Consider the following 14,576-nt stretch of genomic DNA (forward strand, 5'->3'; position numbering starts at 1 on the left):
TTGAGATCAGAAGCCAGACGAATGTCTCACTTTCTAATCTCTCAATACTCTATTTATAACTTCTTTGTGTTAACTTGACGTTTTCAAAGATTAACTGCTCCTTGTGAAGCTCTGCTGCTGCATCATCTCCTTTGTATTCCCATGCAGATACATAAGCAAAGTTTTCGTCATCACGTTTTGCTTCACCTTCTTCTGTCTGACTTTCTTCACGGAAGTGCCCGCCGCAGGATTCTTTACGCTCCCTGGCGTCGTCAACCATTAGTTCTGCCAGTTCCAGGAAGTCAGCCACACGTCCGGCTTTCTCAAGGGACATATTCATTTCCTCGTTTTCACCAAGAACAATTGCATTTTTCCAGAAATCCTCACGCAGTTCGCGAATCATTTGCTTGGCTTTTGCCAATCCGGCTTCATTACGGGCCATACCACAGTATTCCCACATAATATGTCCGAGATCCCGGTGATATTCGTCGACAGTTTTGGTTCCTTTCATTGAGAGGAACTTGTTGATGCGGTCCTGAGTATCTTTCTTAGCCTGCGCAAATGCCGGATGAGAGTTATCTACAGGTTTGGGTCCGATTGTAGCCAGGTAATCTCCCACAGTGTAAGGAATAACGAAATAACCGTCGGCAAGTCCCTGCATCAGTGCTGAAGCACCCAGTCTGTTCGCTCCGTGGTCCGAGAAGTTAGCCTCTCCCAGGCAATATAATCCCGGAATTGTAGTCATCAGGTTATAATCCACCCAAAGTCCGCCCATGGTATAGTGAACAGCAGGATAAATACGCATCGGCATCTCGTATGGATTTTCATCCGTTATCTGATAATACATATCAAACAGGTTTCCATACTTTGCTTCTACAGCAGCCCGGCCTAAACGCTGAATAGATTCAGCAAAATCGAGGAATACAGCTTTGCCGGATGCACCAACGCCACGTCCGTCATCAGCCGCTTCCTTGGCATTACGTGAAGCTACGTCACGCGGAACGAGGTTACCAAAGGAAGGATACTTGCGTTCCAGGAAGTAATCCCGGTCTTCTTCCTTAATGTCTGAGACCTTGATTTCACCCTTACGAAGCCTCTCAGCCATCTCCCTGGTCTTAGGCACCCAAACTCTTCCGTCATTACGTAATGACTCGGACATGAGGGTAAGCTTAGACTGATGGTCTCCCGTTACCGGAATACAGGTTGGGTGAATCTGGGTAAAGCAAGGATTTCCAAAGAAGGCACCTTTCTTATATGAGCGCCAGATAGCTGTGGTGTTACAGCCCATCGCATTCGTGGACAGATAGAATACGTTTCCATATCCTCCTGTACACAGCAGAACTGCATGGCCGGCAAATGTTTCAACTTCACCAGTGAGCAGGTTACGGGTCACGATACCCTGCGCCTTACCGTCTGCAACCACGAGATCAAGCATTTCATGGCGGTTGTACATCTTCACTTTCCCTTCATGAATCTGACGATTCAAGGCAGAGTAAGCACCGAGCAGCAACTGCTGTCCTGTCTGACCGCGGGCATAGAATGTACGGGAAACCTGAGCTCCCCCGAAAGAACGGTTATCAAGCAGGCCTCCGTATTCACGCGCAAACGGAACACCCTGGGCCACACACTGGTCGATAATATCTACAGAAACTTCGGCAAGCCGGTGCACATTGGCTTCCCGTGCGCGATAGTCTCCTCCTTTTACTGTATCATAAAAAAGCCGGTAAACGCTGTCCCCGTCATTACGGTAGTTTTTCGCCGCATTGATACCGCCCTGAGCCGCAATGGAGTGAGCACGGCGGGCGCTATCCTGATAGCAAAACGCTTTTACGTTATATCCCAGCTCTGCCAGTGAGGCAGCAGCAGATGCTCCGGCAAGACCAGTACCTACAACGATGACAGTATACTTTCTCTTGTTCGCAGGGTTAACCAGCTTCAGATTGAATTTATGTTTTGACCACTTCTCTGCCAAAGGGCCTTCAGGAATCTTTGAATCTAATACCATTTCAGAAATATTTTATTGTCCCTTACGGGGTGATTCATTCTATTTGAAAAAATAAACGTAAAGAGGCATCGCCGCAAAAACTGCGGGAATGATGATACCGAACACCCAGAGGCCCAGAACATCAATTATTGGCTTATACTTTTTATGATCCCAGCCCAGGGTCTGAAATCCGCTCTGGAAACCGTGGTATAAGTGAAAGCCCATCGCGATCATAGAAATCACATAGAGAGCTACATACCATTCTTTCTTGAAAAGCTCCATTACCAGTATATAGAGGTCCTTTGCAACTACCACTTGTGTACCTGCCTGGGTATCTACATACTCTGAATGAACCAATGGCTTTCCTTCATACGGAATATTGGTCACCTTCACATCCTCAGGATTTGTAAGGCTCATTTCATATTTTGCGTACGGAAGGCCTCCCCAGTGATATTCAGCCCAGAAGTTGCTCATATGAGATACAATGAAGACCAGTAAAACCGTCCCGAGGATCCCCATATTCCTTGAGCTCCAGGAACTGTTTGCAGAACCTTTATAAACGGCATACTTTACTTTTCTTGCCTTTCCATTACCAATAGTAATAACCAGGGCATAAACAGCATGCAATACTATAGATAGATATAATAGATAAGAGATGATTTTGATAGGTGCAAAATGCGTCATAAAGTAGGAATACTCATTAAACGCTTTGCCCCCATCGTGTTTAAATAATTGTAGATTACCAAGAAGATGGATAATGAGAAACAGGGATAAGAACAAGCCTGTCAAACTCATGATCAATTTCTTCCCTAACGTCGACGAGAAAGCTTTAGTGAAACTGCTCATTACCTTTCATTTATTTGATTGTGGTACAAAAGTATTATTATGGACGCAATAATATGACCTATTTTGCTATCTAACATTTTATTTAAGTTATTTAGAACAAATCTAAGATGAAAGCATCATAATCTTATCTTTCATCACTACAAAAGTGATATCAGCCTGGTTGACAGCGATACAGCAGTTACCGGTAAAACGACCGAATGCGGGCAGAACAGCTTGTTTTTCACCAAAATGAAAGCATGGTAAAATGAGCGACTGCCGGCCTTTCCCCCGCAGCCGGACAGCGGGGTGTATGTGCCCGCTTATAACATAGCCATTACCGGACTTTTCTAAAGGTTCATGCGAGAAAATATACGGAGAGAGATGCAACGATTCACAGACTGTAAAGCCGGCTTCCCTGTAATATTTATCGTGGAGGATATCATGGTTCCCCCTGACCAGGATCATTTCAGTGCTGCTGAAAAGCTCGCACCACAGCTTAAGCCAGTCCCAGTCATTATTGATATCACTGTGAAAAAGATCTCCCAGAAAAATGATCTTTTCAGGCTTCACAAGGTTTACGAGATCTGAAAGCACAGCAAGGTCTTCCTGCTCGAGCAGCTTAGGTATCGCGATCCCGGCCTTCCGGAAGTGGCCGACCTTCCCGATATGCAGGTCGGCGACAATCAAGGCCCTCTCTTCTGCCCAGTACATTGCTTTTTGAGGAAAAAGGATAATTTCCTGGCCGAGCAGCTCCCATTTCATTCCCGCCGTCATCATCCTCCAAATATACCAAAAAAGCCCCCTGCTTTCACAGGAGGCCTCTTATTTGACATTTATTATCCTCTTAATTGGTAACAGGGAACGTCATCATGATCCTCGATCCATCAGGTGAAATTCCGTTCAGGCGGATCATATTGTTCCTGCTTGATGAAAGAGCAGCATCAATATCATCGGGTTTACCAACAGCTTTACCGTTGATGCTGGTAATGATGGTGCCCTTCTCTATCCCGTTCTCAGCAAAAACACCACCCCGTCTTACCTCGGTGATGACTACACCTGAGCTAATATTATAGCGCTGTTTCTGAGCTGAAGGCAGAGGTGAGAAACTGGCTCCCAGCCTGTTATACAATTCCTCCGCTGACCGGCCACTTCCACCTGCTATTTTCACTTCATCCTCGCCTTTAAGCGTTACGGATACGGTACGTTCTTTTCCGTCGCGTACGTAAGTAAGCTGAACCTTATCACCGGGACGCAGTCTCGCTACCCTCTCCTGCAGATCAGACGAGCCCATGATCCTTGCTCCGTCAACTTTGGTGATCACATCCCCTTTTTTAATTCCGGCAGCTGCTGCTCCCCCGCCTTCAACGACTGTATTGACATAAAGACCGCTGATCTCGTTTACACCAAGTTCTTTTGCACGGCTTGAATTAAGTTCCTGGAAGGTCACTCCAACAAAACCCCGGCGTACAGCACCGTATTTGATGAAGTCGTCCATGATCTTCTTGGCCAGATTAACCGGAATAGCAAATCCATAGCCCGCATAATATCCGGTCTGGGAAGCAATTGCAGCATTGATACCAATGAGCTCGCCTCTTGTATTCACCAGTGCACCACCGCTGTTACCGCGGTTGATAGCTGCATCCGTTTGTATAAACGACTCAATTGCCGAATTGACCCTCGGCTGGTTGCGGTCGAAATTACGGCCTTCCGACTCATCCTGACCAAGGATACCGATTGCACGCCCCTTTGCGCTTACTATACCTGCGGTTACAGTTGTATTTAAGGTAAGCGGATAACCAACTGCGAGCACCCATTCTCCAACCTGTACATTATCAGAGTTCCCGAGTTTAACCACAGGCAACTTTGTACCGGCCACTTTAATAAGTGCTAAGTCGGTATTAGGGTCACGTCCGATAACCTTAGCCTGAAAAGAACGGTTATCGGGCAGTATCACCTCAATCTTAGTGGCATCTTCCACTACGTGATTGTTTGTGACGATATAACCATCATCAGTTACAATCACGCCGGATCCCGACGCCATTGCCGGAGGTCGCTGGGCGTTCCTCGGAGAGCCAAAAAAGTCTCTGAACATATCCTCAAAAGGATCCCCGCCGCCGGCGTCCCGGCCCTTTCCTTCATAGGTGGTCTGGATGTGAACGACTGCCGGTGTTACAGCAGCTGCTGCCTGAACAAAATCGACATCGCCTGCGGACGATACATTCATTGGATTACTGGCAAAATAAACTTTCTGCTTGTCCTCAATACCCATCTTATCGGTATTGTTGCTTTCGACAAGCTTATATCCGCCTATTGCTACTGCACCTCCAAAAAATGCAGTAAGAAGAGTTATTCCTGTCTTTCTCATACTTTATTTTTTCTATGCGTGTTTCTTATTTACTTATTCAAATTCCTTTGTTCAAAAGTAATACCACTAAAACTGATTATGCAACTCCTTGGTATTGCAATTTGTGTTAAAAAATGTTAAAGATAGATTCGGATGTCAGGCACCGGATTTGACATATGAGCAAAGTTTAAGGGTTGTAAAGAGCTTTTGTTATCTTTACATCCTGTTCCGTTAAATATAAAAAGTGCAGCGAAACTCAATTCTCATGTCTGACATCTCAACACTTCATTTCTATAAATACCAGGGGGCCGGAAACGACTTTATTCTGGTAGACAACCGTAATATGGCTGTAAATCATCATAATCCTGCATTTATCGCCGCGCTTTGTGACAGAAGGTTTGGGATCGGAGGAGATGGAATGATGTTCCTGCAGACGAAAGAAGGGTACGACTTTGAAATGGTTTATTATAATTCTGACGGAAACCCAAGCAGCATGTGCGGAAACGGGGGACGGTGCATAGTGGCTTTCGCCAGACATCTCGGGGTTATCGGCGAAGAAACTAACTTTTTGGCAGTCGACGGCCCTCACTATGCCACAATTTCAGGATCAGGCGACTGGGTTAGCCTGCAAATGATAGATGTAGACGAAATTAAAAATGACGGAGATGCCTTCGTTTTGAATACTGGCTCTCCTCATTATGTGTGCAGGACTTCAGAACTAGCTTCAGCGGACGTTTTTGCCGAAGGCAGAAAGATCAGATACAACGACCGGTATAAAGAAAAAGGAATTAATGTCAATCTGGTGGAACCTGAGGGAGAAGGGTACTTTGTCAGAACCTACGAAAGAGGAGTGGAAGATGAAACATACGCATGCGGTACCGGCGTTACAGCCGTAGCTCTTGCTATGGCGAAGCAAAACGGTCAAAAAGGAGAAATCAGTACGCCTGTAAGAGTTCTTGGCGGCAACCTGAATATCCGGTTTCACTATGACGGACAGCGGTTTACAAATGTTTTCCTCGAGGGGCCTGCAGAATTCGTCTTCGAAGGGGGAATAAAAATACCTGCTGGCTCTTAAGTAGTTATTTCTCTCTTCTTACACTATCGGGAAGCCCTAAGCCGCTCGTATCGCTTCCGGGTGCTTTTATAGTATCTTCATCTATATTCCTTTCGGTACCGCGTGGGATAGGATTCTGCCCCGTGGGGTCTACAGATTTCTGGACACTGTTGCAGGCAATCACCGAGGCACAAATAAAAGCAGTCAGAAGAGAGGTCTTTAGTTTCATACGAAGATCTATATCCGGTTAAACAAATCCCGTTGCAGGTAGTTTTAGGAAAAAATTCATTTACTGAACCTTATCCTTCACCAAAAAAAGTACTTTTGCAGGTCAAACAACAAATTTTATGCATAGGACACATACTTGCGGCGAATTAAATCTGAACGATCTGGGCAAGATAGTAACTCTTGCCGGCTGGGTACAGAAATCACGGGACCTGGGAGGAATGACATTCATCGATGTTCGTGACCGCTACGGAATCACCCAGTTGCTGTTCAACATGGATGAAAACACAGATCTATGTGAACAGGCAAGGCAATTGTCTCGTGAATTTGTCATTAAAGTTACGGGACAGGTAGTTGAACGCTCTAACAAGAACCCCAGGATTGCCACGGGAGATATTGAGATCAAGGTATCGGCCCTGGAAATACTGAATACAGCTAAGCTTCCTCCTTTTCTTATTGAGGATGATACTGATGGAGGCGATGATCTCCGGATGAAATACCGGTATCTCGACCTTCGCCGCAATCCGGTACGCAACAATCTCGTTCTGAGGCATAAAACCGCTCAGGAAGTCCGAAAATATCTGGATCTGCAAAACTTCCTCGAAGTCGAAACTCCTGTACTTATCAAGTCAACGCCTGAAGGTGCACGCGACTTTGTGGTTCCAAGCCGTATGAACCCGGGAGAGTTTTACGCTTTACCGCAATCTCCTCAGACGTTTAAGCAGCTTCTGATGGTATCGGGCTTTGACCGCTATTTCCAGATTGTTAAATGTTTCAGGGACGAAGATCTGAGGGCCGACAGGCAACCGGAGTTCACCCAGATTGACTGTGAAATGGCTTTCATTGAGCAGGAAGATATATTAAATACATTTGAAGGATTAATCAGACACCTCTTTAAAACACTCAAGGGCATTGAACTTGAAGCGGTTCCGCGGATGTCTTACCAGGACGCAATGCGGATGTATGGTTCTGACAAGCCCGACACCCGTTTCGGAATGTTATTTACCGAATTAAATGACCTGGTAAAGGGCCATAGCTTCCCGGTATTCGACAATGCAGAACTTGTTGTTGGAATAAATGCTAGTGGATGTGCCCATTACACACGTAAACAGGTGGACGAACTGACCGACTTCGTTAAACGCCCGCAGATTGGAGCTACAGGCCTGGTATATTGCCGTCACAATGATGATGGATCATTAAAGTCTTCCGTTGATAAGTTTTACAGTGAAGATGAACTGAAAAAATGGTCGGCAGCATTTAATTCTCAGCCAGGTGATTTAATGCTGATTATGGCAGGGCCGGCAGACAAGGTAAGGAAACAGCTCAATGAACTTCGTCTTGAAATGGGTAACAGGCTGGGACTTCGCGATAAGAGCAAATTCTCTACATTATGGGTAGTAGATTTTCCATTGCTCGAATGGGATGAAGAAACGGGTAGATATCATGCCATGCACCACCCCTTCACTTCTCCGAAGCCGGAAGACATCGCTTTGCTGGACACTGATCCGGGCGCAGTGAGAGCCAACGCCTATGATATGGTGATCAATGGTACTGAAGTGGGCGGAGGATCTATCCGTATCCATAACAAAGACCTGCAGTCTCTGATGTTTAAACATCTCGGCTTTACTCCTGAAGAGGCACAAAAGCAGTTTGGATTCCTGTTGAACGCATTCGAGTACGGAGCGCCGCCTCATGGAGGGATCGCTTTCGGTTTCGACCGGCTGGTGTCTCTCTTCGCGGGACTGGATTCTATCCGGGATGTAATTGCATTCCCTAAAAACAATTCAGGAAGAGATGTCATGATCGATTCCCCTGCTACGATATCGGATGAGCAGCTAAAAGAACTGAGTATTAAAACAACGGTGTAAAAACCGGAAGAACCATAAACAAAAAAGGGGCGGATGCCCCTTTTTTGTTTATCAGAACCAGGATTCTATCCCAGTATCTTAAGTAAATATTGTCCGTAACCGCTCTTTACAAGCGGCTGCGCCGCAACCCGAAGCTCTTCATCAGAAATAAAACCCATCCTGTATGCGACTTCTTCTATACAACCGATCTTCAGCCCCTGCCGTTCTTCGATAACCTGGACAAACTGTCCCGCCTGCATTAAAGAGGTGAAGGTTCCGGTGTCCAGCCATGCTGTGCCCCGGCTCAGCACCCCAACCTTCAGTTGTCCCCGTTTAAGATATTCTTTATTCACATCAGTGATCTCATATTCACCCCTGAATGAGGGCTTTATATTCTTTGCAATCTCTACAACAGAATTATCGTAGAAATAAAGACCTGGAACTGCGTAATTAGACTTGGGATTTTCCGGTTTTTCTTCTATGGAAATGACATTATTATTTTCATCAAACTCAACCACTCCGTATCTCTCAGGATCGGATACCGGATACGCAAATACAACACCTCCTTCGGGATCATTCAGTTTCTGAAGAAGCACAGAAAGGCCATCGCCATAAAATATGTTATCTCCCAGGATCAGGGCGACACTGTCATCTCCTACAAACCTCTCTCCAATGACAAACGCCTGCGCCAGCCCATTAGGCTGCTCCTGTACTGCATAAGAAAAGTGACAACCTATCCGCGAACCATCGCCCAATAGCTTCTCAAAGTTAGGAAGATCATGCGGGGTCGAAATAATAAGAATCTCCCTGATTCCGGCAAGCATCAGAATTGACAAGGGGTAATAGATCATCGGCTTGTCGTAAACAGGCATCATCTGTTTACTGGTAGCAAGGGTGAGGGGGTGAAGGCGGGTGCCCGATCCGCCTGCGAGTATAATACCTTTCATTTTTAAGTGTTTAGTAAATAATTATTCGCCATTAGCATTCAAACGGTTTATACAAGTCTCCAGACTGTCACGCCAGTATGGAATCTTCATAGCAAAAGTATTCTTTATCTTTGACTTATCCATTACCGAAAAAGCTGGCCGGGCGGCTTTGGTAAAATATTCGAAGGTTTTAAGAGGCCTTACATTGACCTGAAGTCCGCCTACCGCAAAGATTGCCTTTGCGAAATCATACCACGAGGTAAGTCCTTCATTGCTGTAATGATAAGTCCCATATTCACTAGACCCCGACTGAATAATATCAAAGATCGCTTCCGCGAGATCAATGGCGTAGGTTGGAGTACCAACCTGGTCAGCCACCACCGCAATCTCCTCACGCTCCTTCCCTAATCTCAGCATGGTTTTCACGAAATTATTCCCATATTCCGAATACAACCAGCTTGTCCGGAGGATGAAATATTTATGAAAGATCCCTGCTATAGCGGCCTCGCCCTGAAGCTTGGTGATCCCATAAATATTAATGGGCCTTGCCGGATCACTTTCTACCAGCAACTTTGGAATTTCACCTTCGAAAACAAAGTCAGTCGATATATGGATCAATGTAGTATGATGGGACCGGCAAACAGCTGCTAGATTGGCCGGGCCATCCCTGTTAATACTGCGGGCGAGCTCAATTTCATCTTCAGCTTTATCCACTGCAGTATATGCAGCACAGTTGATGACATAAAGCGGCATTTCATCCGCCAGAACCTGTGCAATCGCGTCCTTGTCCAGAATATTGGCACGCTCTTCCGGAAGAAAAAGAATATTTTTAATTCCTCTTTGTATAGCAACATGCTGCAGACATTGTCCAAGCTGACCCGATGCCCCGAAGACGACTATCCGTGAACCAAGATCTACGGGTACCCCGCCTCTGTCCAGCAGCGAAAAATTTCTATGTTCGTATTCACTCATATTTGGTGGTGTGATAAGATCGTTTATGACAGGGAAGCAGCTCCGTCGAGCTCATTGTACCAGTCCTCGCCATATTTACGGATAAGCGGCTCTTTCAGAAAGCGGTAAACAGGTACCTTAAGCTCTCTCCCGTATGAGCATGCAGCTTTACATATATGCCAGCGGTCGTAATTTAATATCTCAAATTCCGGGTAAGCAGTTATCCTGATCGGATATAAGTGACAGGAAATGGGTTTTTTCCAATGAACCTTGTTCTCAAGATATGCTTTTTCAATGGCACATTTACTGACACCGCCCTCCCAAATAACATAAGCGCATTCCTTATTCCCGTCAACGCACGGAGTAGTATAATCCCCGTCCTGATCCCGCACCCAGGTCCCCTGCTGTTCTATAGTCTCAATACCCTTCTCTGTCATAAAAGGTTTTACATGGGGATAAATCTCCTCCAGTATCTTAAGTTCGCTACGCTCAAGCGGAGCACCGGCATCTCCTTCTACACAACACGCTCCTTTGCATTTATCAAGATGACACACAAAACTCTCTTCTAAAATATCCTCATGCACCAAAGTGTGCTGTACTTCAATCATATTCAATCCCATTGCTGCGTAAAGGTCGTAAATATTTTTAAAAATAGTAATGGCAGGAGGATGTGAGATGAGCAATATGTAAATACAGGCTTTTAAAGGCGGGAAGGGCAGGCTTAATCAATACTTTAGCCCTTTGGCTGAAGTAACTTCAAGGGTGACAGAGCCTACAAGAATCTCTACCTGGGCTTTTACAGGGATACGATTCCCGTCGTCTGTAATCCAGAGATATAATTTGCTGTCTTTCCTGAAGATACGGCCCGGCTTAATCGACGGGTTAAATTTCAGACAATTAAACGTACCTATAGGAGTTTTGATTGTCTCCTTACCTACGTAAGTGATCTTCATATCGGCCACTTCATCATCCAGGAAATAAGGAATAGTGAACAAAGTACCCGGCCGGACGCCTGAGAGATCAAGACTCCTTGCAAAGAAAAAAGCGGATACCAGATCGAATGTCTTATCCCTTCCTTTGAATGTCCCCTTATTACCAACTACTTTATTTTGATCCTGGTAGAAACGTACTTTATCGGTACGCCGGTAATTAGCCTCCCTGATATTTTCTGTATAGAGGTAAGGTGTGAGGTCTTTACGATCGATATAAGAGTCGTATCTGTTCCTCACCTTATAGAAAAGATTAAAAGACGCCGCTGTTTTGCCCTGGGCGACCAGGTGAAACACCGGCTTATTATCAAACTTAACATCTGAATCGAGTACATTCAAAGTGGCTTCTGCTGCAGTGATAAACCCGTACCTGAGACGATACTTCAATTCTTCTCCGGGTTTAAACGCCGTCTCTTTGCGGTTCTCCAGCTCCTGGGGAAACACTAACTGAATAAATAGAAAAAGCGGAAGAAGCAATACAAATTTTCTCATACTATACAATAGAGCAAAGAGATCAGCCGGTTATCATTCCGGGCCCCGTCACTACTTCAAACTTAAACGTACTGTCAATCACATTAGTCTTTTCTCTTAAAAACAGGCACGGTAGAACATGGTTCTCCGTACATAATACTTTTCGCCACTCTCGTCAGCTCAACAGTTATCGCCACAAACGCGGATTCGGGAACTGCGATATCACCGCATCCCTTTATAACAACCCTCTTATCTCTAAAGTTTTCCATGTCCAGACTATCAATTTTTTTCCTGAATAAAACCGTCTCGAGCGCTTCCAGACTACCGAACATCACCTCTGCCGCATAAGAGGCCAGCTTGTTAGCCAGCAACATATAAGCCCAGGTGGGCACGATAGCATCTGCCGAGCAGGTAATTGCAACGTTCTTGCCTTCATATTGAGACCAGTCATGTTCTTTCACAAATTCGCGAAAGTCCTTCTCTTTAAGGATCAACCCGTGAAATAAGTTATTCTTGATATCATAAACTACCCTTTCACCAGCGGGGTAAAGATCGGCAAGATCGAAAGTCACCAGCCCGCTTTGAGCTACTCTGTTTACTATGTTTTCCTGAATATTCATTTTCTGCATGTTTAGTATGCAAAGTTCAGATCTTGAAATTCAATTCCTATAAGCATAAAGTAAAAACTTTAAACGGCATAATGTTTTAAAACAAATTTGCCTAAACATAAAAAAAGGTCTGAAGGGAACCTCCAGACCTTTTTGCGATATATAATTTTTTAAAAGAACTTCAGACGATAGTCCTTTATATCTGCTTTTTCACGCAGCACTTCCATCACCTGTCCCTGCGCTCTCTGTCCTACAGTCTGATACATTTGCTGTTTTTGGCTGAAGGTGTTAGTGAGAGGGGCAGGATTGGTAAATCCGTTCACCTGAACTACATAGACTCCCTGCTCACCTTCAATGACTTTAGAAAGCTTCTTCGGCTCAAGGCCAAACACGGTACCTACTACCTTATTTTCCTGGGCAATTCCGGGAATAATAGGATTAGCAAACACAACGTTCTGAACAGGTTGAACAGGACGGCCGAGCTTTGACGCAACCTGGTTGATAGTAGAAGCGCCGGAAAGTGCTTTCTGCATCTTCTCCGACAGCATTCTGGCTTTAACCAGATTTCTTACCATTGGTTCGATATCCTTCTTTACTTTCTCTACAGGAAGAATTCCTTTCTCTCTTACGTCGGTAAGGCAGGCTACCACATAAGTGTTCTCGGATTCAAACACCTTATCAGAAACATCTCCTCTATCTGCCTCAAAAGCCCATCTTACGATCTCCCTGGGATTTTCAATACCTGAGACCATAGACTGTGAAGGGGTAATATTCTCTGCGACAAGTTTACGCAGCTTCGATTTCTGGATCTGCTCATTAAAAGATTCAGCATCTTTTACATTCGACAGAAATGCAGAAGCCTTACCGTAAGCGGCCTGCTGAGTCTGACTGCTACTGGCAACGGCTTTATCTACTATTGCTACTTTAGCAACTCTGGAAGAGCCCACCTGCTTGTCTATCCGTATAACGTGTACACCGAACTGGGTTGTGATCACTTTCAGTTCACCGGGCTTCCCGTTAAATACAGCTTCCTCGAACGCCGGAACCATGGCACCGCGGGCAAATGTTCCGAGCTCTCCGCCTTTATCTTTCGTGCCGTCTGATCCGAATTTTGCAGCCTGCTCAGCAAAGTTACCTCCCTTTTGTAATATAGCCAGAAGAGAATCAGCAATATTCTTTGCTTTGTCCACTCCTCCAACTGTAGCCGGATTGATCAGAATGTGACTTGCCTTAACAGAGTCGGGGCTCATCCTGACGTCCACAACCTTCGCAACCTTAAAGGCACCGTTACTGAATACCGGACCGATTACTGTGCCAGTTGAAGCTTTGAAAACTGAAGAATCCAGTGCCGGATCCAACTGTCCCTTTCTTACATATGCAACAGGAGCTTTGGTATCAGAATTCACACTTACAAAAAGGGAGTCGTTGGTAGTAGTTCTGAAATCTGCTGCCAGCTTGTTTATTAAATTCCGGGCATCTGCAGAATCGGCTTTTGAAGGGCTCGCATCAAATATTACATATTCAAACGTCCTGGATTCCTCCCGGTTAACGAATCTCTTTTTATTCTTATTATAATATTCCTGATAGTCACCATCCGTCAGCTGAACCTTATTGTCAGGAATGGAAGCATATTCAAGATTAACATAATTGAAATTTGCAAGTTTATTACGCTGGGAGTAATCTTCTCTCGCTTCCAGAGAGGTCACATAGATTGAATTCTTCACCAGACCGTTATATTTCTGAAAGAGACGACCTCTTTTTATCGACAAAAGAAAGTTTCCCCACTGTTGTCCCATTGCACTACCCGGATCCTGGGATTTCATATTTGAAATAAAAGCACTTAACTGCGACCTGTTTATTTGTCCGGTCTGGGGATCAGCAAAAGCTTGCACAACCTGCGGATCAGGGTTTTTACCTGTGATCATATCGGCTAACTCATTTTCACCAACCTCGATACCAATGCGTTTAACCTCCTTATTCAGGAGCACAGTCATCACTTCCTGGTTCCACGTATTCTCCACAACATAGGAGGCCATTTGCGGATTAAGGGCACCTTGCCCCATCTGCTGCTTAAACTGTGCCTCGTTCTGCTCCACTTTCTGACGAAAATCATCAATATTGATCTTTTCTCCGGCAACTTCACCAACGTCGGTTTGGTTGCCTCTCATAAAGGGACTGCCGATCTTGATAGCGTCTCCTAATAAAAAGGCTACTATTGCCAAACCTATTGCACCTACAAGGATAACACCTGCACGGTTTCGCAAAAAACTCATTATTCCCATATAATCTAACTTTATTCGTATTCAAAAAGAGCGCGCAAGATACAACTTTTCAAAAAAAAATGACAATATTTACACTAAGAACCTTTTAGCA

13 protein-coding genes are annotated in these 14,576 nt (G+C 45.0%); 2 read left to right on the forward strand and 11 right to left on the reverse strand.

The window, feature by feature from the left end; translation table 11 throughout:
• Positions 1–49: 49 nt before the first annotated feature.
• From DDR33_RS00090 to DDR33_RS00105, 4 genes are all read right to left on the reverse strand, one after another.
• On the reverse strand, positions 50–1,984 hold the full coding sequence (locus DDR33_RS00090; protein ID WP_109413731.1) for a fumarate reductase/succinate dehydrogenase flavoprotein subunit: 1,935 nt from the start codon (positions 1,982–1,984) through the stop codon (positions 50–52).
• 39 nt (positions 1,985–2,023) lie between these two features.
• Entirely contained in the window at positions 2,024–2,809 is a 786-nt protein-coding gene (locus tag DDR33_RS00095) for a succinate dehydrogenase cytochrome b subunit (protein ID WP_109413732.1), read from the reverse strand.
• A gap of 102 nt (positions 2,810–2,911) precedes the next feature.
• On the reverse strand, positions 2,912–3,550 hold the full coding sequence (gene pdeM, locus DDR33_RS00100; protein ID WP_238387601.1) for a ligase-associated DNA damage response endonuclease PdeM: 639 nt from the start codon (positions 3,548–3,550) through the stop codon (positions 2,912–2,914).
• 82 nt (positions 3,551–3,632) lie between these two features.
• Entirely contained in the window at positions 3,633–5,153 is a 1,521-nt protein-coding gene (locus tag DDR33_RS00105; RefSeq protein ID WP_109413734.1) for a Do family serine endopeptidase, read from the reverse strand.
• 244 nt (positions 5,154–5,397) lie between these two features.
• Between DDR33_RS00105 and dapF the strand changes: the two genes are divergently transcribed.
• Positions 5,398–6,207: a diaminopimelate epimerase gene (gene dapF / locus DDR33_RS00110; RefSeq protein ID WP_109413735.1), complete on the forward strand. Its 810-nt coding sequence runs from the start codon at positions 5,398–5,400 to the stop codon at positions 6,205–6,207.
• Positions 6,208–6,211: 4 nt separating this feature from the next.
• Here the strand turns inward: dapF and DDR33_RS00115 are convergent, their stop codons facing one another.
• Positions 6,212–6,415 carry a hypothetical protein gene (locus DDR33_RS00115; protein WP_109413736.1) on the reverse strand — a complete coding sequence of 68 codons (204 nt, stop codon included), beginning with the start codon at positions 6,413–6,415 and terminating at the stop codon, positions 6,212–6,214.
• A gap of 118 nt (positions 6,416–6,533) precedes the next feature.
• On the opposite strand from DDR33_RS00115, the gene aspS reads away from it, so the two are divergent.
• The gene (aspS, locus tag DDR33_RS00120) at positions 6,534–8,279 is read left to right on the forward strand and encodes an aspartate--tRNA ligase (RefSeq protein ID WP_109413737.1); all 1,746 of its coding nucleotides are present in this window, start codon (positions 6,534–6,536) and stop codon (positions 8,277–8,279) included.
• A gap of 65 nt (positions 8,280–8,344) precedes the next feature.
• Here the strand turns inward: aspS and rfbA are convergent, their stop codons facing one another.
• From rfbA to DDR33_RS00150, 6 genes are all read right to left on the reverse strand, one after another.
• On the reverse strand, positions 8,345–9,205 hold the full coding sequence (gene rfbA / locus DDR33_RS00125; RefSeq protein WP_109413738.1) for a glucose-1-phosphate thymidylyltransferase RfbA: 861 nt from the start codon (positions 9,203–9,205) through the stop codon (positions 8,345–8,347).
• 21 nt (positions 9,206–9,226) lie between these two features.
• On the reverse strand, positions 9,227–10,156 hold the full coding sequence (rfbD, locus tag DDR33_RS00130; RefSeq protein WP_109413739.1) for a dTDP-4-dehydrorhamnose reductase: 930 nt from the start codon (positions 10,154–10,156) through the stop codon (positions 9,227–9,229).
• A gap of 23 nt (positions 10,157–10,179) precedes the next feature.
• Entirely contained in the window at positions 10,180–10,743 is a 564-nt protein-coding gene (locus tag DDR33_RS00135) for a DUF3109 family protein (RefSeq protein ID WP_109414154.1), read from the reverse strand.
• Between the two features lie 117 nt (positions 10,744–10,860).
• Positions 10,861–11,616: a DUF3108 domain-containing protein gene (locus DDR33_RS00140; protein WP_202913615.1), complete on the reverse strand. Its 756-nt coding sequence runs from the start codon at positions 11,614–11,616 to the stop codon at positions 10,861–10,863.
• An 83-nt stretch (positions 11,617–11,699) separates the two neighbouring features.
• On the reverse strand, positions 11,700–12,215 hold the full coding sequence (locus DDR33_RS00145) for a DUF2480 family protein (RefSeq protein ID WP_109414156.1): 516 nt from the start codon (positions 12,213–12,215) through the stop codon (positions 11,700–11,702).
• A 158-nt stretch (positions 12,216–12,373) separates the two neighbouring features.
• Complete coding sequence (locus DDR33_RS00150) at positions 12,374–14,476, reverse strand: peptidylprolyl isomerase (protein WP_317047403.1); 2,103 nt, start codon at positions 14,474–14,476, stop codon at positions 12,374–12,376.
• Positions 14,477–14,576 lie beyond the last annotated feature (100 nt).

Origin of the sequence: Pararcticibacter amylolyticus, assembly GCF_003130405.1 — a bacterium.
Taxonomy (GTDB): Bacteria; Bacteroidota; Bacteroidia; order Sphingobacteriales; family Sphingobacteriaceae; genus Arcticibacter; species Arcticibacter amylolyticus.